Source organism: Tardiphaga sp. P4_G1, from assembly GCF_056401215.1.
Genome location: NZ_JBFUJU010000012.1, coordinates 1 through 20,157, shown reverse-complemented (window position 1 = coordinate 20,157; position 20,157 = coordinate 1). Strand labels below are relative to the sequence as shown.

The following is a 20,157-nucleotide window of genomic DNA, read 5'->3' as shown; positions in this document are numbered from 1 at the left end:
TGTCACAGCCCCACCAGCCCGCGCTGACGCAGCAGAATCAGCAGGAATATCGGCGCGCCCACGGCGGCAGTCAGGATACCGATGGGCATCTCGGCCGGAGCGACGATGGTGCGGGCCAGCGTATCGGCGCCGACCAGCAGGCTGGCGCCGAGGCCGACGGATGCCGGCAGCAACAGCCGATGACCCGGTCCGATCATCAGCCTAAGCAGATGCGGGACCACAATGCCGACAAAACCGATCACGCCACAAACGGAAACCGCAGCGCCCGTCATGACGGAGACCAGCACGATGCAGATGCGCTTGAGGCGCTCGACATCGACGCCGGAATGAAACGCTTCGGATTCGCCGAGGATCAGCACATCGAGGCCGCGGCTGGTGAACAGCATGCCGATCAGGCCCAGCGCCAGCATAGGCGCAATCGTTGCCGCCTTGCTCCAGGTGGCGCCGCTGAGCGAGCCGAGCAGCCAGAATGTGATGTCGCGGAGCTGACGGTCGTCGGCGATGAACACCAGAAGCCCGATACCCGCATTGGCGATGGCTGCGATGGCGATGCCGGCGAGAAGAAACAGCGCAATCGACGTGCGCCCGCTGCGGCTGGAAATCCGGTACAGAATGATCGTTGTCAGCAGCGAGCCGATGAAAGCCGCCAGCGGCAACAGAAACGGCTGCAGAAAAGCAACGTAATGCGCAAAGCGGCTGTCGCTGATGACGATGGCGCCCGCTGCAGCAAATGCCCCGCCGCTGGAGACGCCGACCAGCGCCGGATCGGCGAGCGGATTGCGAAACAGGCCCTGCATGATCGCGCCGGCGGCACCCAGCATGCCGCCGATCATGGCGGCGATGGCAATGCGCGGAATCCGGATCGACCACAGGATCAGTTGATCGCGGGCGGCAAATGGATTGGCGGGATCGGCGGCCGTCAGGCCAAGCGCAGCGGGCAGGCGGGTAAGGGGAATGCCGGCGGCACCCACGGTGGCGGCAAGCAGCACCGTCAGCAGCAGTGCCGCGAGCAGGCCGCACAACACGATAACGGTGGCAGGGCGACGCACCCGACCGGTCGTTCTGACAAACGCAGTCAGCTTGGCGTCGGCAGCGCTCATCTTATTGGCGGCAGTTGACGGCGAGCGAGACGGGCTTGAACGTTGCAGCCTCGGACGACAGCGCCGGGTCGAGCTTGACGGCGAGGTCGCGTGCGGCGGCGGCCGTGCGCGGACCGAAGCCGAGCAGATAGAGGCCATCCATGGCGACCAGGCTCCTGGTCTTCGCAGCCGGCGTCAGTGCGAATGCCGGGCTGGCAAACACGGTGTCGGCCTGCAGCGTATCCTTGCCGCGCTCCATCGAGAGCACGGTATCCGGCTTGGCTGCGGCGATGGCTTCATCGCTCATGATCTTGTAGCCGTCGAAACTGTCCGCGACATTCACACCGCCGGCCAGCTTGATGATTTCGTTGGCTGCCGTCTTCTGGCCTGCGACCATGGCGCGGCCATCGAGGAAGGACATCACGAACATCACCCTTGGCGGGGTCTTCACCTTGGCGCGCAATTCACGCAGCGCGGCAAGATCGCCGGCCACGGCGTTGGCGAGACATTCGCCGCGTGCCTCGACGCCCGCGACCTTGGCGATCAGCCGGATCTTCTCCACCATGCCGGCTTCGGTGAACGTATCCGGCACCATGATGAGCGGAATCTTGGCGGCGTCGATGACGTCGATGGTTTCCTTTGGGCCGGAGCCCGCAATCGCCAGTACCAGTTGCGGATTCAGCCCCAGTACGCCTTCCGCAGAGAGTTGCCGCATGTAACCGACATTGGGTTTGTCGGCCATGGCCTTCGGTGGATACAGGCTGGTCGTGTCGACGGCGACGATACGGTCGTCAGCGCCGAGGGCATAAAGGATTTCGGTCACCGCGCCGCCGATCGAGACGATGCGGGTCGGATGGCCGATTGTGACGTCGCGTCCGCGTGCGTCGCGCACAACGGCGTTTTCGGCTGAGGCCGCGGCGGAGAATACCAGCGTGCCGGCAAGCGCTACACATTGCAGTGCATGCGCGATGCGATGACGTCGAACGGGGAGACCGGCGGTCATTTGGTGAGGATCAGCTTGTTCTGGAACGTCAGGCGCAGGCGATAAGTCTCGTCGCCATGCGTAATCAGCAACTCACGCTGATCCGCGAACAGCTCCTTGCTGTCCATCCGGTCGCCATTTATGACCACATTGCGTCCGGCTGAGGATTTGGCGTGAGCGGCAGCGCTGCCGTCGTGAGAACCCGTATCCATAGCGCCGATCTATCCCATCCGTAAAAGTCTCTGTCATCGTTATAGGTTTTGTCGCACCTCATCGCCAAGCACTGCAGTCTATAATCAGTATAAACAGGGCGGGGATTGCTTGACCCCCCCGTTAATGAACCGTAATCGAAAATGGCAACTTGGTGGCAGGGGTCCCCGAGTCGCATTCGAGAGCCAGCAAGCTCACTGCCTCGTGCAGCGCCAGCCAGCCACGATCCGTTGAAATTTGTGTTTGGGGATTAGGCTATGGCTCTTGGGGGCATGACTACGCGCGCCTTGTTGTTGGGTGTGTCGATCGTATCAATGGGGGCGTTGGTCTCCGAGACCGCCTTGGCACAGGCCGCCGCGCAGGCAGGCGACGTGCAGCCGCAAAAGCCGAAACCCGCCAAGAAGAAGCGTGCAGCCGCCAAGCCGGCGGCCGTGCCGGCGCAGGTTGCCAGCGCACGCGCGCAGATTGGTCGCCCCGGTCAGTCGCTCGACGAGATTACAGTGACCGCATCGAAAACAGAAGAGCGTGCGATCGATGCGCTCGCTCCGGTCAGTGTCGTCACGCTGGAGCAAATTCAGGGCCGCCAGGCCAGCACGGTCGGAGATCTGCTGTATAACGTCCCGGGCGTCTGGCTGCAGAACCGCGGCGACGAGCCGTCAACCTCTATCAACATCCGCGGTCTGCAAGACTTCGGCCGTGTCGCCGTGGTTGTCGACGGTGCCCGTCAGAACTATCAGCGCACCGGTCACTTCGCCAACGGCTCGTTCTTCCTCAACCCCGAGCTGATCGGCGGCATCGATATCGTGCGCGGCCCCACCGCAAATATCTACGGCTCGGGTGCCATCGGCGGCGTCGCTTCGTTCCGCACCAAGGACATACAGGACGTTCTGCGTCCGGGCGAAACCTGGGGCGTGGACGTCAACAGCGTGATCGGCAGCAACTATGGCCGTGCGCTCGGTTCGGCCTTCGGCGGCGTACGTATCAATCCCAATGTCGATTTCTTTGCGGGTGGTACCTACAGCACACAGGAAAGCTACCGGGACGGTACGGGCTTCGAGGTCGCCAATACGGGTAACCGTCTGTCCAGCGGCATTGCCAAGCTGACCGTTCGTCCGGCCGACGGGCACGAAGTTAAGCTCGGCACAATCTTTCAGGAAGACCTTTACAACGTGGGCCAGCCGGCGCGTCGCGCAGGCGATCCGAATTCCACCAATGCGAACGGCACGAACAATCTTAACGGTACGTCGATCTATCGTACGGACGTGAAGAACTACACGACGACGCTCGGATGGAAATATTCGCAGCCCGACGACAAACTGTTCGATTGGGACGCAAAGATCTATTGGAATCGTACGGAAAACGACCAGATCAAGACCTTCAATACCACGACCACACCCAGTGCGTTTTGCGGCGGAGTGCCCGGCAACGCAGTGACCGGTTGTATCGGCAGCAATCGCGGCTATCTGCTGGATACTTTCGGTATCGACGTTCACAATACGTCGCGCTTCGAAACCGGTGACTGGCGTCATGCCGTGACCTATGGTTTCGACGCATTCCAGGACAAGGTGACAACCAACGACTTGCGGGGCACGTCCGACGTGACGACGCCGTCTGGAAAGCGCACCGTGTCCGGTGGTTTCGCGCAGTGGAAGGCCAACTACACCTCGCTGCTCGAGGTGATCGGCGGCGTGCGTTACGATAACTATCAGCTAGACTCAGCTACCACCTCGTCGAGCGGTGATCGCCTGTCTCCGAAGATCACGCTCGGTCTGTTGCCGACGGCGGTCGTCACGCCTTATGTGAGCTATGCCGAGGGTTACCGCGCGCCATCCATCACCGAGACGCTCGTCAGCGGTCCTCACGCGGGCGCCACGATCAACGACTCGTTCTTCCGCTGCCCGTCGGGAACGCCGGGGGCAGGTGCAGATTCGACATTCTGCTTCGTTCCTAACCCGAACCTGCGGCCCGAAGTCGGCAAGAACAAGGAAATCGGCTTCAATGTGAAGAAGAACGATCTCTTCGTTGCTGGCGATAGCTTCCGTGGCAAGTTCAACTTCTTCCGCAACGATGTCGAAGACTATATCGATCAGGTCGCGTTCGGAACGCCGCTTTCCGTGCCGACCGGTCCGCCCCCGGCGCCGAGCATCACGGTTCTTCCGTTCCTGCAGTATCAGAACATCGCCAATGCCCGCATCCAGGGCTTCGAAGCGGAGACGATGTATGATGCCAATACCTGGTTCGTCGGCGTCGCTGCCACGGTGCAGGATGGCAAGAACACGCAGACCAATATCGGCCTCTACAGCATTCCGCCGCAGAAGGTCACCACGACCGCAGGTCTGCGTCTGTTCGAGAACCGCCTGATCCTGTCCGCCATGTGGACCGCGGCCAAGGCAAATACCGATATTCCTGCCACCTATTTGGCGGGGACCTCCTATGACCTCGTGAACCTCTATCTCGCCTTCAGGCCGACGCAGGATCTGACGTTGAACCTCTCGGTCGAGAATGTTCTGAACCAGTACTATCGGCCATATGCACTGCCGCTGGGTTCAAGCGGGGATACTCAGAACGACGTGAAGTGGGCCAGCGCCGGCGCTGGTATCGTCTTCAAGGGCGGTCTGCGGTATCACTTCGGTGGATAATCAACGGGAAGATCGGCAACTGTAGCCGCCTGATCTCAATCCCCGGAGCCGCGTCGATGTCCCGACGCGGCTCCTTGCATGCTTGATGATCTTGCCAAAAAGACTACTAGTTTCGCCTCAGACGGCGTCAAAAACAGGAGACTACCCATGTTCATCGCCATGAACCGCTTTCAGGTCAAAACCGGATCCGAAGCCGCTTTCGAAAACATCTGGGCGACCCGCGAATCCTATCTCTCGGAATTGCCGGGCTTCATCGAGTTCAGCCTGCTGAAGGGGCCGGTGGCCGAGGATCACACGCTGTATTCGTCGCATACGGTCTGGGCGAGCAAGTCGGACTTCGAGGGCTGGACCAAGTCCGAGCAGTTCCGCAAGGCGCATGCCCGCGCCGACAATAAGTCGGAAGGCGCCAGTCTTTATCTCGGTCACCCCAAGTTTGAGGGTTTCGAGGTGATCCAGTCTGAGCGCCGCAAGAGCGCTGCGGCCTGATCGCAGGCACTGCATCTCACATCAATGATCGATCACGGAGCCATCTCATGCTGAATACGGATCTCGCCGCGCTGAAGACCTATATGGCGGAGAATCCCGGCGCCGCGATCGAGACCGTTGCGCGTGAGCGGGGCGTCACGGCGCGTGCGGTGCTTGAAGCGCTGCCCGAGGGGATGGTGACCATCGGCGGCGGTGCCGATGCGTTCGTCACGGCGATGACGGATATCGCCGAATGGGGCGAGGTGACGCTGATCGTGCATACCGAGGACGGCATCTTCGAGACCACGGCGCCGCTGTCGCCGGGGGCCATCGGTCATGGCTACTATAATCTGACGCAGCCCAAGGGCTTGCACGGCCATCTGCGTCACGAGCGCTGCGGTGGCGTGGCGTTTGTCGAGCGGCCCTTCATGGGCAAGTCGTCGGCTTTCGTCGCATTCCTCAATGTCGATGGCGGCGTGATGTTCAAGGTCTTCGTGGGCCGCGATGAGACCCGTGCGCTGAAGCAGGATCAGCTTGAGCGTTTCCGCGCGCTGGCTGGAAAGCTCGCTGCTTAAGGCGTCTACCCTTCTTCACTGTCCTTCATCTGCGCCACCAGCATCTCGGCGACCAGTCGCGTCGAAGGCGATGCCATGCGCGCGGCCGACTGCACCAGCGTCACCTGTGTTGACTCAAGCCTGCGGTCGCGCGGCGGGATCGCGACCAGTGTGCCGGCATTGATGGCCGCCGTCGCCGAGACCATCGGCAGGAACGTCGCAAGATCGGTGCGGGCAGCGACGGTCTGGGTGAAGGCCAGCGAGTTGGTCTCGCTGCACATTTCCAGCCGCACACTGGCCTGTGCGCAGGATTTGTCGAGTTCCTGACGAATGCCGAAGGATGGGTCCGGAAGGATCACGCGCAATCCCGCGAGATCCTTCATCGCGTATGAGTTCTGGCCGGCCAGCGGGTGCGTGGGCGCGACGATCAGGCAGACCGGTTGCCGCATGCGTCCGAGTTCGATCAGATCGCGTCGCGGCGCGCGGCCGAAGATCAGGCCGAGATCGACCTCGTTCTGGCTGACCATCTCGACCACATCGCGAGCGCCCACGGCAGTTACAGATAGTGTGATCCCCGGATATTGCTGCGACAGGTCGACGAAAGAGTTGGGCAGGAAGCTCGACAGCATGCCTTCGACGGTGGCGATCTTCACCTGGCCGCGGCGCAGCGATGCGAATTCCTCGACCTGGCTGCGCAGCCCGTCGAGCTGGCTGCGGTTTTCGACTGCATAGCGATAGAGCACGTGGCCGGCATCGGTCAGGTTCATGCCGCGCGCGCCGCGCTCGAACAGCTTGACCGCAAGCTCCTCCTCCAGCCCCTGCACCTGCCGGCTGATGGCGGAGGGGGCGATGCGGAGCGCTGCGGCGGCCTGTTTGATCGAGCCGGACTCGGTAACCACGCGAAAATAGCGAATGGCGGTGGATTCGATCATGCTCAGTCCCTCGCGGCTGGCTGCCCAGCGCGATGGCAGGACCTGACTAGCGTTCTGATTTTCAGACCTCTCACATCGAAATTCAATGCTTTTATTCGAAATCTAAATTTGACAGAGTTTTGATCAGGTCACGGTCCCGTCATCGATGGAGAATTTGGATGTTTCATCCCCGGCTTGCTGTCTCGGCTTTTTCCGCATCCCTCCTGCTGGTTGCGACTGGCCTGGGAGCGACATCCTCGGTGGCCTCGGCCCAGGATGTGATCCGCTTCGGCGCGCCGCTGCCGATTACCGGGCCGCTGGCGCCGGAAGCCGTGAAGCAGCAGCAGGGCTATGACCTCTGGGCCGAGCAGGCCAACAAGGCCGGCGGCATCGATGTCGGCGGCAAGAAGTACAAGGTCGAGATCGTCTATTCGGACTACCAGTCCAACACGCCGCGCTCGGTGCAGACCACCGAACAGATGATCACCCAGGACAAGGTGAACTTCATGTTCGGCCCGTTCGGTTCGGGCGCCGCCAAGGCCGCCAGCACGATCGCCGAGAAGTACAAGGTGCCGATGCTGGCCGCGACGGCATCGTCATCCCAGGTCTACGACCAGAACTACAAATATCTGTTCGGCACCTTCACGCCGAACGACACGCTGACCACGCCCTTGACGCAGCTCGTCAAGGCCAAGGCGGCGGACGTCAAGAAGGTTGCGATCCTCGCGCGCAACGATCTGTTCCCGCTGGCCATCGCGCAGGAAATGGAAAAGTCCGCCAAGGCCAACGGTCTTGAGGTCGTGTACTTCGAAAAATACGCCATCAACACGCTCGACCACTCCGCAACCCTGTCGCAGATCAAGTCGTTGAATCCGCAATGGGTGTTTGTCACCGGTTACACCAACGATCTCCTGCTGATCCGCAAGCAGATGGTCGATCAGCAGATGAAGGCCAATGTCGTGACCATGATCGCCGGTCCGGCCTATCAGGAATTCATCGAATCCGCCGGGCAGAGCGCCGAGAATATCTCCAGCGCCTCGTGGTGGCATCCGGCCGAACAGTACAACGGCAAGGACATTTTCGGCACCACGGCCAACTTCGTGAAGCTGTTCAAGGACAAATACAAGCTTGAGCCCGACTACGCCCATGCGTCGGCTGCGGTCTGCGGTGCGCTGTTCCAGATGGCCATCGAAAAGGCCGGTTCGCTGGATCGCGACAAGGTGCGTGACGAACTCGCCAAGATGGACGTCGTGACCTTCTGGGGGCCGGTGAAGTTCGGCGCCAATGGCCAGATCAACTCACTCGAACCTCCGGTCTTCCAGATCCAGGCCGGCAAGCCCGTGGTGCTGTTCCCCGACGCCATCAAGCAGGGCGACTTCAAGCTCGGCGTGAACTGAGCACGGCTGGGATCGGCGGGGGATCGATATGCTGGCCATTCAGGTCCTGATCAATGCACTCGTGCTTGGGTGTCTCTATGCCTGTATCGCGATCGGTTTCTCGCTGGTCTGGGGCGTGCTCAACGTCATCAACCTGATCCACGGCTCGTTCATCGTGCTTGGCGCCTATCTGGCCTGGGGCGCGTATAATTCGCTCGGGCTGTCGCCGTGGTATGCGCTGCTGATCGCCGCGCCGGCGTTCTTCGTGTTCGGCTATCTGTTGCAACGGCTGCTGCTCAACCGCGTCATCACCGCGCCGGTGCTGGTGACGCTGACGCTGACCTTCGGGCTCGATCTGATCCTGAACAATGCGATGATCTATTACTTCAAGGCCGATTATCGGAAGCTGATCCTCAATCCGCCAACGGGCTCGGTCTCGATCTTCGATGTGGTCGTCCCCGTCGATCGCCTGATTGCGACGGCTTCCGCATTGGCGCTGACCTTCCTGCTTTACCTGCTGTTGCGCCGCTCCAAGGTCGGGCGGGCCATCGTGGCGGTCCGGCTCGACCGCGATGCCGCCGTGCTGATGGGCGTCGATGTCAAATCGATCTACGCCATCGCCTTCGGTCTCGGTGCGGCGCTCGCCGGCTGCGCCGGTGTGCTGATGGCGCTGATCTTCCCGATCTCGCCGCTGACCTCGTCAGCCTATCTCGGCAAGGCCTTCGTGGTCTGCGTGCTCGGCGGACTCGGCAGCGTGTCCGGCGCATTGGCGGGCGGCATCTTGCTGGCTTTGGTCGAAGGCGTGGGCTCGGTCTATCTCGGCCCGGCCCATGCGGTGACGCTGTCCTTCGTCCTGCTCATCATCTTCCTTGTGGTCAGGCCGCAGGGCCTGCTCGGCCGAAAGGGTTTTGAATGACCCGGACCAATATCGCGCTTCTCGTCCTCATTGCCTGCGTAGCATCGCTGCCGCTGTTCGGCGACGCCTATGCGCTGCGTCTCGGCACCATGGCCTGCATGTATGCGATCTTCGCGCTGTCATGGAACATCGTCGGTGGCTTTGCCGGTTACCCGTCTTTCGCGACGGCCGCCTTCTTCGGGCTCGGCGCCTACACCACCGGCATTCTCATGAACAAGGGCGTGCCGCTGCCCCTGTCGCTGCTGGGGTCGCTGGTATTGTGCCTGTTGCTTGCTGCAGCGCTCGGTGCGGTGCTGCTTCGCCTCCGCGGCCATTACTTCGCCATCGCCAGCCTCTCGCTGGTCGAAGTGTTCCGCGAACTCGTCAACAACGCCACCGACCTCACCGGCGGCGGCATGGGCCTGAATATCCCGCTGGTGTCCGGCTCCAGTGTCCTTTCCGACGCGACGTTCTTCTTTTACGCGATGTGGGGATTGCTGCTGATCACCGCGCTCGTCGTCATCGCAGTCTCGATGTCGAAGCTCGGCTTCGGTCTGAATTGCATCCGGCAGAACGAGACGGCCTCGAACATGGTCGGTCTCAATTCGACGCTCTACAAGGCCGTGGCTTTCGGCCTGTCCGCCTGTTTCGTGGGCGCCGCCGGCGGGCTCTATGCGGCCTGGGTTCACTACATCGATCCGTCCGATGTATTCGACATCCTCTATTCGGTGAAGCCGATCGTGATGGCGCTGATGGGCGGGCTCGGTTCGCCGCTCGGCGTGGTCTGTGGCGCCTTCGTCTATCTCGGCCTCGAGGAAGTGGTCTGGCGCAATTACATCCAGATCCATTCGGGCGTGCTGGGCGTCCTCATCATCCTGCTGCTGCTGTTCCTGCCGCATGGGTTGGTCTCGCTACATGCCGGCAAGATCTGGCGCAGGCTGTTCGGACGAAAGGCAAAGCATGTCTAAGCCCGGTCACGAAATCCTGCATCTCAGCAACGTCTCGCGAAACTTCAGTGGGCTGAAGGCGCTGAGCGATGTTTCGCTGTCGGTCAACAAGGGCGAGGTGGTCGGCCTGATCGGCCCGAACGGCGCCGGCAAGACCACGCTGGTCAACACCATCTGCGGCGTGACACCGGCCTCGTCTGGCGTCGTCACCTTCGACGGCAAGGACATCACGCGCATCAAGACCTATCAGTCGGCGCGGCTCGGCCTGTCGCGCACCTTCCAGATCGTGCAGCCCTTCGCGGAATTTTCGGCGCTCGACAATGTCGCTGCCGCCGCTCTGTTCTCGCAGCCGGGCGAGAGCTTGAAGTCGGCCCGCGAGGCAGCGCTCGCGCATCTCGCATTCGTTGGTCTGGATGCCCAAGCCGATCAATCCGCAGCGACGTTGACGCTGGCGATGCGCAAGCGGTTGGAGCTGGCCAAGGCGCTGGCGATGAAGCCGAAGCTGCTGTTCCTCGACGAGGTCAATGCCGGCCTCAACAGCGCCGAGGTCGAGCGTGCGACAAAACTGATCCATCAGCTCGCCGCCGATGGCATCACCATCGTCATGATCGAACATCTGATGAAGGTCGTCCTCAATGTCTGCACCCGCATCGCGGTGCTGCATAATGGCAGGCTGATTGCCGACGGTGCGCCGCGCGACATCATCAAGGATCCCGCTGTCGTCGATGCCTATCTCGGCCAACAATATGCACAACGGAACGCTGCCCGTGGCTGATCATCCGATGCTCGAACTCAATCAGGTCTGCGCCGGTTACGGCGAAATCCAGGTGCTGTGGGGCATCGACATGGTGGTGCGCTCCGGCGAGATCACTGCACTGATCGGCTCCAACGGCGCCGGCAAGACTACGCTGATGCGTGCGCTGTCCGGGCTGATCCCGCTGACATCAGGCAAATATTTCTCCGAAGGCGTCGATCTGTCGAAGGCGACGGCGGCGCAGATGCTGGCCCATGGCATCGTCCATGTGCCGGAAGGGCGCCGTCTGTTCGGCGCCATGAGCATTGAGGACAATCTGCTGATGGGCGCCTATTCGCGCAGCGTCAGCCGTACCGAGCTCAATCGCGATCTCGATCGGGTTTACACGACCTTTCCGAAGCTCCGCGAGCGCCGCAATCAGGCCGCGGCTACGCTCTCCGGCGGCGAACAACAGATGTGCGCCATCGGCCGCGGGCTGATGAGCGCGCCACGCCTCCTGATGATCGACGAATTGTCGCTCGGTCTCTCGCCGCTGCTGGTGGAGCAACTGGTTGCAGCGCTGCGTCAGTTGAATGCCGAAGGCATGTCGATCCTGCTGGTGGAGCAGGACGTCACCACGGCGCTCGATCTCTGCCATCACGCCTACATCATGGATATGGGCCGCCTCGTGCGCACCGGGCAGGGCGCCGAATTGCTGGCCGATCCCATCATTCGCGACGCCTATCTCGGCGTCCTCGAAGACTGACTTTGATTTCACCTGAAGAGGCCAACCATGATCGAGACCGTCGAAGCCCCCAATAGCGGCTACCGTTACATGCCGGGCGTGTTCCAGTATTCCTGCGGCGTCGGTGCGCTGCCCGGCTTTGCGCTGGAGCGCGTGCGCTTCTCCAAAGTCGTTCCGCTGAAGGAAGGCTTCGCCAGGGTTGCCGAGATCATCAAGGCCGCCGGCCGGCCGCTGACCGCCTTTGCGGCCTGCGAATTGCGCTCGCCGGCGCCGTTCACGGAGCAGGGGTTCATCGACTTCAACGAGATCTACATCAAGAGCCTCGAAGACTGGGGCATCATGAAGGATCGCGTGAATCCCATCGCGCGCAGCAATGTGTGTCCGAAGATCGATCCGCCGTCGGAGCCCGGCTTCCACGCTTTCTCGTTCACGACCGTCGCGCCGAATGCGCCGGCATCCTTCGTCATCGCCGGCAGCGGCGAGGCCGCGGAAGGCAAGGGCGACTATCGCGACAACACCGTGCGTCTCGGCGACATCAGCCCGTCGGGCATGCTGGAAAAAGCCAAGTTCGTGCTCGACGAGATGGAGCGCCGCATGAGCGCATTCTCCGGCACCTGGGACCAGACCACCGGCGCGCAGCTCTACACCGTGCGCGACGTCTATGCGCTCTTGGAAAGCGAACTCGGTCGTCGTGGCGTGTTCCGCAACGGCCTGACCTGGCACTTCAACCGTCCGCCGGTCGTCGATCTCGAATACGAGATGGATTGCCGCCGCGTGCATGTGGAGCGCGTGGTCGAGGTTTAACCGCCTCAATGATGACTGATGCGCAGATCTTGCGAGGTCTGCCGTAGTCGCCGGGTGAGTTCGCGCGCCAGGTTGCCCAGCAGCCTGGTGGCGAGCACCGGATTTTTCTTCAGGATCAGGTCGAAGCCGTCGCGCGGGAATTCGTAGCAGACCACCGCGTCGTCGGCGACGATGGTCGCCGAGCGTGGCACCGATTCCACCAGCGCCATTTCTCCGACCGTCGTGCCGCGGCCAAGTCCGGCGATGCGGCGTCGCTCGTGATGTCCGTCGGTGCGCAGCAACACGCTGACGCTCCCTTTCAGGATCAGCCACATCCGGTCGCCGGCGTCGCCTTCGCGGCAGATCGTATCGCCACATGCGAATTCGCGTCTGGTCATTACTGCAGTCAGTTCGGCCATCTCGTTGGTGGAAACGCCATCGAGAAAGTCGATCTGCTCGAGCGTGAGTTCATCCGCTTGCCCCTGCCTCGCAGCGGAGCGGTCGAGCACGGTCTGCTCCATCCACTCCAGTGCGGAGTCGAGATCTTGTGTCATTGGCGGCGATGCCGCGTCGTGCTCGATCCCGTTGCCGATGATGGCGGCATGGACGGGCCGGACATTGCAGTAGATCAGTCGCCGTTTCTTTTCAGTCGCCTTCTGGCGCAGGGTTCGCAATGCGTTGATGCCGGACACGTCGAGGTCGGAGATGGCACCCATGTCGAGCAGGATCATATCCGTGCTGTTGAACAAGTCCTTGACGCGGAGCGAGAGGTCGTCGGCATTGCCGAAGAACAGCGCGCCTTCGAGCTGCAGGATGGCGCGCTGCTGTCCGGTCTGCTGCAGGATCGCGAGATCGTGGGCCGAGCGAATGCGCTTGGAGAACAGTGTGTCGCCGAGATGGGCGCGGCGCACCAGCGGCCGGCTCATATTGATGACGAAGATGATGCAGGACAGGATGATCCCGACAATGACTCCGGAAACCACCGAGCTGAACACGGTCACGGTCATCACCGCGAGTACAACGATCAGATTATAAACGGCGTGGCGGCGAACCTGCGGCTCGCTTTTGTGTCTGACATCGGCCAGCAGTTGCAGATTCCAGCGATCGAACAGCACGATGCCGATCACCAGAAGCAGGCCGGCGAACACCGCACGCGGCACCTGTGCGAGCACCGACGACAGCGCGAATGTGATGGCCAACAGGCTGAGAGCCACGAAAATGCTGGTCCAGCGCGTGCGGCCGCCCATGCGATAGCCAAGCAGGATGACGGAAGGGATCGCCGATCCGCCGATGCCGCCGCCCAGCGCTGCTGCCGCATTGGCGATGCCCTGCGCGGCGAGGTCGCGCACCGGATGGATATGCGTATCGTCGAGCTGCTGTGCCACGCGAAACGCCAGCATGGTCTCCACCGTGCCGATGATCGCCAGCACCAGCGATACCAGCACGACATGCGGAAGCACGGCGGTCAGTTCCGGCGTGATCGAGCCGTTGAACACTGCGCCGAGCGGCATGGCCGGCGGGAAGCTGACATGGATCTCACCGATGGTCGGCCCGAGATCGAGACCGGTCGGGACGCTGATCAGATAGTAGAGCGCGGTGCCGGCGATGAAGCCTGCAAGCGATCCCGGTATCTTCCGCAGCCAGTCCGGCAGCCGCAACCAGCCTGCTATTGCCGGATAGTTCAGAACAAAGAGCGCCAAGGCTACGACGTAAACCAGCATGGCGGGTTTGTTCGGCCACAGCGTATGCGCGGCAAAGAACGGCTTGAACTGGGAAATCACGATCAGCATCCCGACGCCATTGAGCAGGCCGGTGAGTACCGGGTGCGGCGCGAATTTGATGGCGCGTGTCAGGCCGAGCAGTCCGAACAGGACCTGCCACAGCCCGGCCAGAAACAAGCACAGCATGATCGCGGTCACGATCATCGCGGGCTGGCTCGTAAGCGTGGCATCATTGACCAGCGTCGTGGTCAGGCCGGCCTGCACCAGGGCCATGCTGACACGGCTCGTCGTCACGATATAGGAGGAGGTGGCGACCACGGCCGCGACAAGTCCGACAATGGCGCCGCCATACAGGCCGGCTGCAGCGCCGGCCGCGACATAGTTGGGGCCGAGCGGCGCAAACACCAGCAGTCCGCAAGCAAGGCAGAGTGGCAGACAGACGAGGCTGGAGATCAGACCGGCGCTGATTTCCGATCGCCAGTCGACGAGCGGCTCGGCGGGAGGCGAAGCTTTGAGCACGGGCTGGCCTTCATCACGGAGGGACCGGCCACGTCTTCATGGATGATGGTTGTTGCCAGCTTTCGCCATTATTGTGAAACGGAACTGATCCGCAAGCCAAGATCGGGGTTCGCCTGCCGATTTCCCGCGCTAAACCCCGGCGACGATCGTCTTGCGATACAGCGCGCTGTAGCTGGCGGCAGAAATATTCCAGCTGAAGGATTTCGACATGGCGCTGCGGCGCATCGAGTTCAGGCGATCCTTGGAGCCATAGGTCGCGAAAGCCCGCAGGATGCCGCCCAGAAATGACTCGGTGGAGGGCTGCGTGAATAGGAAGCCGGTCTCGCCATCGACGATGGTTTCGGCGAGGCCGCCGGTCTGGTGGCCGATCGGCAGCGAGCCGAAGCGCTGCGCATACATCTGGCTCAGGCCGCACGGTTCGAAGCGCGACGGCATCAGCGTGAAGTCGCTACCGGCGAAAATCCGACGCGCCTCGCGGTCGTTGAAGCCGATGGCGACGCCGATCGCATCCGGACGGCGGCGATGCGCGTCCATCAGCGCATTCTCCAGTTCGGTCTCGCCGCGGCCGGTCACGACGATCTGTCCGCCGGCGGACACGATGGCGTCGGCCGCCGACAATACGAGGTCGACGCCCTTCTGATGCACGAGGCGGGCGACCAAACCAAAAATGGGCCCGCGGGAGAGTGCGAGCCCAAATTGTTGACGTACCCCGTCGGCATTGGCGCGTTTGGCTTCCCAGTCGCCCGCGCCGAACGGTCTCATGAGCTCCGCGCAGACGCGCGGATCCCAGCTTTCGTCGATGCCGTTGAGAATACCGGTGAGCCGCGACTCGTTGGAGCGCTTGGTCAGCAGGCCTTCCAGCCCGCAGCCGAGTTCCGGCGTGGTGATCTCGCGCGCGTAAGTCTCGCTCACCGTGGTGAGGTGCGACGAGTAGATCAGCCCGCCCTTGAGGAAGGAAAGTTTGTCATAGAATTCCAGCCCGTCGATATGGAACGACTCCGCCGGTGCACCGATCCGGCGCAGCGAAGACTTCGGAAACAGGCCCTGATAAGCGAGATTGTGGATCGTCAGGATGGTCGGGATCTTCACCCCGCTCCAGGCGAGATAGGCCGGCACCAAGGCCGCCTGCCAGTCATTGGCGTGGACCAGATCGGCCGACCAGTTCTTGTCGAGCTTGCCGGAGGCGAGCAGTGCCGCTGCGGAGGCGAAGCGTGCGAAGCGGATGTCGTTGTCCGGCCAGTCGCGGCCGCAGGCATCGCCGTAAGGGTTGCCTGGACGATCGTAGAGCTGCGGGCATAGCAGGATATAGATCGGCAGCCCATCCTTGGTCGCGGCGAGGCCAACCGAGCAGGCGGGCATTTCCGCCAGTGCCGGGCATTCGCCGACGATCTCGATGTCAGGAAACTGCGTGACGACGTCGCGGTAGCCGGGAAGGATGATGCGAACGTCGGTCCAGATGCGCAAGGCTCTAGGGAGGGCGGCGGACACGGCTGCAAGGCCGCCCACCCGGATGAAGTCGTCAATCTCTGGAGTGACGAACAGTACCCTCAAGAAATGCCCTCGTGCCCGCCGCGGCTACAAGGATACGAAACTGGTCCAGCGTCTTTGGGTACTTATGGAACCGAAGGGCAATGGAACTCAGTTTTGTTACTTGCGCTGCAAAATATCTGTCTCTGCACTGCAGTATATCACATCACTTAATACGGCATTGCAAAAGAGAAATGTGAGTTCGCTAAATTATCTCTGAAATCAGTGACTGGGTGACGACGGGACGATCAGCCGCAGGAAGCTCATGACGCAGCCGAGCGCGGCAAAGCCGGCGCCGAGCGCCAGCGCCCAGGTCGCGCCGCCATGGCCGAACAGGCCGAAGCAGAAGGCGGCGAGTGCCGCGCCCATGCTCTGCCCGGTGAGCCGGGCGGTGGCCACGATACCGCTGGCGCCGCCGCTGCGGCCGGCCGGCGCGCTCGACATGATCGCCTTCATGTTCGGGGCCTGAAAGAAGCCGAAGCCGGCGCCGCAGATCACCATCCGCCAAACGATATTGGCGACGCTCGGATCGGGCGGCAGGGTGGCCAGCAGCACCATGCCGATGCCGAGCAGGGCCATGCCGATACCGCCAAGAAGCCCGGCGGGATAGTGGTCCGACAACCGGCCGGCGATCGGCGCCATGATGCCGACGACCAGCGGCCAGGGCGTCAGGAAGAAGCCGGTCTCGACTGCCGAACGATGCAGAACTTCTTCGAAATAGAACGGCAGCGACACAAAGGCGAGGCCCTGGACGGAGAAGGAGCAAACCGCCGTGGCCGCCGATAGCGCGAACAATGGGCGGCGAAACAGGTCGATCGGCAGCATCGGTGCTGGGTGATCGGCCTGCCGGCGGAGCAGCAGCCAGCCGAACAACAGGCCGGCAACCAGTTCTGCGACGACGATGGATGGCGCCGTGTGATGGGCGGCGCTGTCGATGCCGAGGATCAGCAGGCCAAGGCAGAGCGAGGTCAGCAGGGCACCGAGAAAATCGAAACGATGGGTGGCGCGCGTGGTCTTTGGCAGTGTCTTGAGGCTGATGACAATGGCGGCGAGGCCGAAGGGCAGGTTGATCGCGAACAGCCAGGGCCAGGTTGCAACCGACAGGATGCCCGAGGCGATGGTGGGGCCGAGGGTGAAGGCCGTCGCGACGACGAGGGCGTTATGACCGAGCCCGCGGCCGAAATGGCTTGGGGGATAAACCACACGGACCAGCGCGGCATTGACGCTCATGGCGCCGGCGGCGCCGAGGCCCTGCAGCACCCGCGCGAACAGTAAAGTGTCCAGCGACCACGCGAATGCGCAGGCGACCGACGCGATCGTGAACAGGATCAGTCCGCCGAGATAGATGCGCTGATGGCCGACGATCTCGCCCAGCGCGCCGAACGGCAGCAGCGTGGCGACCATGGCGATCTGGTAGACATTGACGACCCAGATCACGTCCGCTGGCGTGGCATGCAGGTCGCTGGCGATGGAGGGCAACGCGATATTGGCAATGGCGGTATCGAGCGAGGCCATGGCAAGGGCGGTAAAGATGGCAAGCCGCGCCCAACGCTGTTGGCTCGGCGTCAGCCCTTCCGTCGGCTGGGGAGCCTGTGCCACGATACCGTCTGTCATAGCTGGGGATTCCTGGGTGCGGCCGAACTGGCTGCCGATCCGCGCTATCTAGGATAGTTCGCTTTGCCCCTACAGGCGTGCAACTGCATGAGGCATATGCACATCTTTATTCCCAGCGGAAAATCCGCTTTCGGCTGATCACATCGCTGTCAGGCGATTACATCGCCGTCAGACCGGCTTGGTCTTGAACCAGGTGCCGGACGCCACCGCCGTGACGATGATGGTGCCGTAGACCACCAAGGCGAATGTCAGGCAGGCAAACAGCCAGGTCAGCGATCCCGTCAGCCGCAGCGCCAGCCAGCCGCCGCCGATCGAGATCAGGAGGCGCAGCACGCCGGCCAGCAGCGGATAGAGCATCTTGCCGGCGCCCTGCGAGGCAAAATACAGCGACAGGCCGAGGCCAAAGAAGCCATAGGCCGGGCCGACAATGCGCAGATAGGCGCTGCCGGTCTCGATCATCTGCGGATCCGACCCGAACAGGCCGAGCCACGCGGCCGGCCAGATCGCGGCCGCCAGGCCGACGGTTTCGGTGATCACGAACACCATGCCGCCGCCGATCAGCGCCGCCCGCAGCGCGCGCTGCTCCTGTCCCGCACCGATATTGGTGCCCACCAGCGCCACCAGCGGTCCGCCAAACCCAAACGCCAATGGCACCATCAGATATTCCAGCCGGACGCCGGTGCCGAAGCCCGCCACGGCGTCGCCGCCGGCGAAGCCGCCGACCAGCGCGGTGGTCAGCAGCACCGTGAAACTCGTCTGCAGCGAAATCACCGCAGCGATGGCGCCGACGCGCAAGATGTCGGCTGAGAGATCCCAGCGCAGCCGCGCCAGTTTGAAATGGACGATGCAGCGGCCGGAGAGAATGTAGCCGGCGAGTACCGCGCCGACGGTGAAGGTGGACAGCACCACAGCCCAGCCGCCGCCGGCAATGCCGAGCGCCGGAATCGGTCCCCAGCCGAAGATCAGCAGCGGCGACAGCGGGATCAGCAGCACCACGCCGATACAGATCGACAGCGACGGCACCAGCATGTTGCCGGTGCCGCGGATGATGCTGGCAAAGCCGTTCATCAGCCAAACTAAAACGCTGCCGCCGAACACCACGTTGGAATACTGCATGGCCGCGTCCAGCGCGCCGCCGCTGACACCCATCGCGGTGTAAATCGCACGGCCCCAGATCAGGAAGATCGCCGAGCCGATGAGGCCGAGCAGGATATTGATAAGGGTCGCGTGCATTACCAGCGCCTCGGCATCGTCGGTGCGCCTTGCGCCGAGCGCACGCGCAATCGCCGAGGAAATGCCGCCGCCCATGGCGCCAGCCGACAGCATCTGCATCATCATGAAGCCGGGAAACACCACGGCCATGCCGGTCAGCGCGTCGCTGCCGAGATGCGACACCCACCAGGTCTCGATCAGGCCGGTGGAGGCCTGCGCCAGCATCACCAGCAGATTGGGCCAGGCGAGCTTGACCAGCGTGGAGGCGATTGGCGCCTGCAGCAGCATCCGCGTCCGCGGGTTCATCTCGTGGACGGGCGCAGCCGTGGCGGCGACGATGGCCTGCGGCGTTTCCAGTTTCATGGTGATCCGTCCTTCTGCGGGCGCGGTTTGCTGAGCCGCCGTTGCACGCGTGCGCTGGCGGCAGGGCCGGGCGCATTGGCGTGGGTGGCTTCGGTGATTGGTTTGCCGGTACGGCGGTCGACCAGGATGGGATCGGCGGTCTCGCCGGTCTCCTTGTCGATCAGAACAACGCTTTCACCCTCAGGCGCGAAGTGCCGGTTGCCCCAGCTTTGCAGCGACCACAGCACGGAGCGGAAATCCCGGCCGCGCGGGGTCACGATATATTCGTAGCGCGGTGGCTTTTCGCAATATAGCCGCTTCTCCAGCAGCCCGGCCTCGACCAGGACTGCCAGCCGACGGGTCAGCATGTTCGGCGCGATGTTGAGGTTCTTCTGGAACTGGTCGAACCGCGTCATGCCGTAAATGGCGTCGCGCATGATCAGAATGCTCCACCACTCGCCGACGCGCTCAAGGCTGCGGGCAACCGGGCATTCCAGTTTTTCGAAACTCTTGCGCTCCATGGTGGGAAGATAGGGGAGTAACTATCATCATGCAAGTCACTTGGTGGTGACCCTCCACTGTCATTCCGGGGCGCAGGTCAGCGGCGAAGCCGCTGGCAGGCGAACCCGGAATCCCGAAGTGTTCAGCCATGTCGAGATTCCTGTATCTGGCGATCTGTCACGCGCATAGTGACGGCAGGCGGAGATAGCCCGTTAGATTCCAGGCCCAATCGGCCGTAACCCGGCATGGGCATCTCGCCTGTTTTGTCTGATCGAACAGTCGCAAGGGCACTCCGGTTGCCCGCATACAGGTCTGATCCCATGACAGCTCAAGCGCTTGCAGTCGCAGCCGGCATCGATGTCGGCCAGCGTTTTCTCGATATCGGCCTTGCCCCCTCGGGCA

Annotated in this window: 18 protein-coding genes; 9 read left to right on the top strand and 9 right to left on the bottom strand. The window is 62.6% G+C overall.

The window, feature by feature from the left end; genetic code table 11:
- Positions 1-2: 2 nt before the first annotated feature.
- From AC1DUY_RS25575 to hemP, 3 genes are read right to left on the bottom strand one after another with little or no spacing between them, the layout of a single operon-like run.
- The gene (locus AC1DUY_RS25575; RefSeq protein ID WP_478117987.1) at positions 3-1,100 is read right to left on the bottom strand and encodes a FecCD family ABC transporter permease; all 1,098 of its coding nucleotides are present in this window, start codon (positions 1,098-1,100) and stop codon (positions 3-5) included.
- Position 1,101: 1 nt separating this feature from the next.
- Positions 1,102-2,082: a heme/hemin ABC transporter substrate-binding protein gene (locus AC1DUY_RS25570; protein WP_478117985.1), complete on the bottom strand. Its 981-nt coding sequence runs from the start codon at positions 2,080-2,082 to the stop codon at positions 1,102-1,104.
- Complete coding sequence (hemP, locus tag AC1DUY_RS25565) at positions 2,079-2,273, bottom strand: hemin uptake protein HemP (protein ID WP_068735289.1); 195 nt, start codon at positions 2,271-2,273, stop codon at positions 2,079-2,081. The genes AC1DUY_RS25570 and hemP overlap by 4 nt, the downstream gene beginning before the upstream one ends.
- A 255-nt stretch (positions 2,274-2,528) precedes the next feature.
- On the opposite strand from hemP, the gene AC1DUY_RS25560 reads away from it, so the two are divergent.
- The 3 genes from AC1DUY_RS25560 to hutX all read left to right on the top strand — a co-directional run bounded on the left by AC1DUY_RS25560 (position 2,529) and on the right by hutX (position 5,950).
- The gene (locus tag AC1DUY_RS25560) at positions 2,529-4,910 is read left to right on the top strand and encodes a TonB-dependent hemoglobin/transferrin/lactoferrin family receptor (protein ID WP_478117982.1); all 2,382 of its coding nucleotides are present in this window, start codon (positions 2,529-2,531) and stop codon (positions 4,908-4,910) included.
- Between the two features lie 147 nt (positions 4,911-5,057).
- Positions 5,058-5,396 carry a heme-degrading protein HmuQ gene (gene hmuQ / locus AC1DUY_RS25555; RefSeq protein ID WP_320445130.1) on the top strand — a complete coding sequence of 113 codons (339 nt, stop codon included), beginning with the start codon at positions 5,058-5,060 and terminating at the stop codon, positions 5,394-5,396.
- A 47-nt stretch (positions 5,397-5,443) separates the two neighbouring features.
- A complete protein-coding gene (gene hutX, locus AC1DUY_RS25550; RefSeq protein WP_478117980.1) occupies positions 5,444-5,950 on the top strand; it encodes a heme utilization cystosolic carrier protein HutX in 507 nt (168 codons plus the stop codon).
- 5 nt (positions 5,951-5,955) lie between these two features.
- On the opposite strand, the gene AC1DUY_RS25545 is transcribed toward hutX, so the two are convergent.
- Positions 5,956-6,861 carry a LysR family transcriptional regulator gene (locus tag AC1DUY_RS25545; protein ID WP_478117978.1) on the bottom strand — a complete coding sequence of 302 codons (906 nt, stop codon included), beginning with the start codon at positions 6,859-6,861 and terminating at the stop codon, positions 5,956-5,958.
- 158 nt (positions 6,862-7,019) lie between these two features.
- On the opposite strand from AC1DUY_RS25545, the gene AC1DUY_RS25540 reads away from it, so the two are divergent.
- The 6 genes from AC1DUY_RS25540 to cnbZ are packed head-to-tail and all read left to right on the top strand — an operon-like array spanning position 7,020 to position 12,340.
- A complete protein-coding gene (locus AC1DUY_RS25540) occupies positions 7,020-8,237 on the top strand; it encodes an amino acid ABC transporter substrate-binding protein (RefSeq protein WP_478117976.1) in 1,218 nt (405 codons plus the stop codon).
- Between the two features lie 28 nt (positions 8,238-8,265).
- A complete protein-coding gene (locus AC1DUY_RS25535; RefSeq protein WP_478117974.1) occupies positions 8,266-9,132 on the top strand; it encodes a branched-chain amino acid ABC transporter permease in 867 nt (288 codons plus the stop codon).
- Entirely contained in the window at positions 9,129-10,079 is a 951-nt protein-coding gene (locus tag AC1DUY_RS25530) for a branched-chain amino acid ABC transporter permease (RefSeq protein ID WP_478117972.1), read from the top strand. Before AC1DUY_RS25535 ends, AC1DUY_RS25530 begins: the two co-directional genes overlap by 4 nt.
- Positions 10,072-10,833, top strand: a complete 762-nt coding sequence (locus AC1DUY_RS25525; RefSeq protein WP_478117969.1) for an ABC transporter ATP-binding protein — start codon at positions 10,072-10,074, stop codon at positions 10,831-10,833. Before AC1DUY_RS25530 ends, AC1DUY_RS25525 begins: the two co-directional genes overlap by 8 nt.
- A gap of 7 nt (positions 10,834-10,840) precedes the next feature.
- A complete protein-coding gene (locus AC1DUY_RS25520) occupies positions 10,841-11,557 on the top strand; it encodes an ABC transporter ATP-binding protein (protein WP_478118210.1) in 717 nt (238 codons plus the stop codon).
- A gap of 27 nt (positions 11,558-11,584) precedes the next feature.
- The gene (cnbZ, locus tag AC1DUY_RS25515; protein ID WP_478117967.1) at positions 11,585-12,340 is read left to right on the top strand and encodes a 2-amino-5-chloromuconate deaminase CnbZ; all 756 of its coding nucleotides are present in this window, start codon (positions 11,585-11,587) and stop codon (positions 12,338-12,340) included.
- Positions 12,341-12,345: 5 nt separating this feature from the next.
- Here cnbZ and AC1DUY_RS25510 read toward each other — a convergent pair whose 3' ends face one another.
- The 5 genes from AC1DUY_RS25510 to AC1DUY_RS25490 form a co-directional block, all read right to left on the bottom strand.
- Complete coding sequence (locus tag AC1DUY_RS25510; protein WP_478117965.1) at positions 12,346-14,559, bottom strand: SLC26A/SulP transporter family protein; 2,214 nt, start codon at positions 14,557-14,559, stop codon at positions 12,346-12,348.
- Between the two features lie 129 nt (positions 14,560-14,688).
- A complete protein-coding gene (glgA, locus tag AC1DUY_RS25505; RefSeq protein ID WP_089265318.1) occupies positions 14,689-16,110 on the bottom strand; it encodes a glycogen synthase GlgA in 1,422 nt (473 codons plus the stop codon).
- Between the two features lie 198 nt (positions 16,111-16,308).
- A complete protein-coding gene (locus AC1DUY_RS25500) occupies positions 16,309-17,700 on the bottom strand; it encodes an MFS transporter (protein ID WP_478117963.1) in 1,392 nt (463 codons plus the stop codon).
- A 168-nt stretch (positions 17,701-17,868) separates the two neighbouring features.
- On the bottom strand, positions 17,869-19,275 hold the full coding sequence (locus AC1DUY_RS25495; RefSeq protein WP_231079783.1) for an MATE family efflux transporter: 1,407 nt from the start codon (positions 19,273-19,275) through the stop codon (positions 17,869-17,871).
- Positions 19,272-19,775: a helix-turn-helix transcriptional regulator gene (locus AC1DUY_RS25490; RefSeq protein ID WP_175368385.1), complete on the bottom strand. Its 504-nt coding sequence runs from the start codon at positions 19,773-19,775 to the stop codon at positions 19,272-19,274. The genes AC1DUY_RS25495 and AC1DUY_RS25490 overlap by 4 nt, the downstream gene beginning before the upstream one ends.
- Positions 19,776-20,157: the final 382 nt, after the last annotated feature.